Source organism: Vibrio sp. OPT46 (genome assembly GCF_015163535.1).
In the GTDB taxonomy this organism is placed as follows: domain Bacteria; phylum Pseudomonadota; class Gammaproteobacteria; order Enterobacterales; family Vibrionaceae; genus Vibrio; species Vibrio alginolyticus.
On the sequence record NZ_JADDYG010000564.1, the window covers coordinates 1,694 to 3,050 of the forward strand.

The 1,357-nt window shown below is 39.6% G+C and carries 2 protein-coding genes and 1 pseudogene; all 3 read left to right on the plus strand.

What is annotated here, in order from left to right; translation table 11 throughout:
- Positions 1–478 (plus strand): annotated as a pseudogene (locus tag IQR33_RS34055) (hypothetical protein); the annotation flags it as partial.
- The gene (locus IQR33_RS22755; RefSeq protein WP_031780848.1) at positions 468–878 is read left to right on the plus strand and encodes a type IV pilus modification PilV family protein; all 411 of its coding nucleotides are present in this window, start codon (positions 468–470) and stop codon (positions 876–878) included. The pseudogene IQR33_RS34055 and the gene IQR33_RS22755, both read left to right, overlap by 11 nt.
- 288 nt (positions 879–1,166) lie before the next feature.
- The coding region (locus IQR33_RS22760) for an AbgT family transporter (protein ID WP_193844066.1) at positions 1,167–1,357 on the plus strand (191 nt) is incomplete at its 3' end.

Below are 1,357 nucleotides of genomic sequence, written 5' to 3' on the forward strand. Positions count from 1 at the left end.
TAAGTTAGCTAATGCTTACGCTGCTGGAAAACGAAGGTTTTGGGTCGATGGCAGTTGCGCAATATCAGGAAACATTTTTGGTTCTACTACTCAGCCTGTAGATAATGCTATTCAGCTTATTATTTATGATGGTGTTCTCTACAGTCAAAGTATGAGTTATTTTGATGGACTTCTTTACCAATACCTTTCAAAGCCAACTGTGTTGGATGTTAAAGAAATATGGATTGATCTTTTTGATTCTAAAAATGATATAGGTGTAATCCCTACTTCTTTTCACAAGCATGATATTAATAATGACTTTAATAAATATGCTTTTTTGCTAGATGGTTCATTGAAGCTTGATGGCGGGATAGGGTTAGATGCAGAAGATAGAACTATAAAATTAAATGGATCTTTGATACCTGCCTACAATGGTGGAAAGAGCGGCAAGTACATTGAGAAACTAAAGTGGCAGCGAGGCTCCTGGAATGATCTCTAAACAAAAAGGTTTTAACCTTCTTGAAGTTCTAATTTCTTTTCTACTTATCGGTGTTGGGGCTCTAGGTTTAACTAAGCTAAACGTGTATCTAGAACGCGAATCCGAATATGCCATAAAAAGTATTGAAGCACTGCGTCTAACAGAGAACCAGCTTGAATGGTTCCGAACGCGTGGTGCTTCGGATGCGCTTTCTACGATTTCTACTGCCAGTTTTGCCTCTATCGTGACAGGATCTTCCGCCACTGGAGCGTACACGGTGGAGTGGGATGTGCCACCTGCTACTGTATCAGGTTCACTAAAGACGATCATCATCACAACAAGTTGGGAAGATAGAATGGGGCAGACGCAATCCGTTCAGCTGAAAACTATGATTTCACAGTACAGTGAATTCGAAAACTAAGTTCAATTGCATGCATGGGCTGAGACAAATGCGGGTGTAATTCCTGTTTGATACCGGATTTGTCACGGTTAATAAATGGTTTTTGAACTGTTAATCGAGTTGATGTGCTACTGTTTTTATTATGTTTAATTGAAGTGGTGTTTTTGCAAAATATGTCTCCAATTATGAAAAAAAATCTAGAACCTTGTGCTTTCTCCATTAGTGTTTACTAGAATACTCGTTGGATAGTAGGTCGTTATAATTATTCAAATAGGCCTTGGCACCAACATCATTCACTATGGAGTTACCATGAGTAACCAAGCTGTAAATAAGGCACCATCATCGAAGCCGAGCGGGATGGAGCGCTTTTTAAACTTTATCGAGAGGACAGGTAACAAAATTCCTGATCCTGCGATTTTGTTCTTCTGGGCATTGATCATTACTTGGGCGGCGTCAGCACTTTTGTCGAATGTATCATTCGATCTTCCAAACCCTCGAAC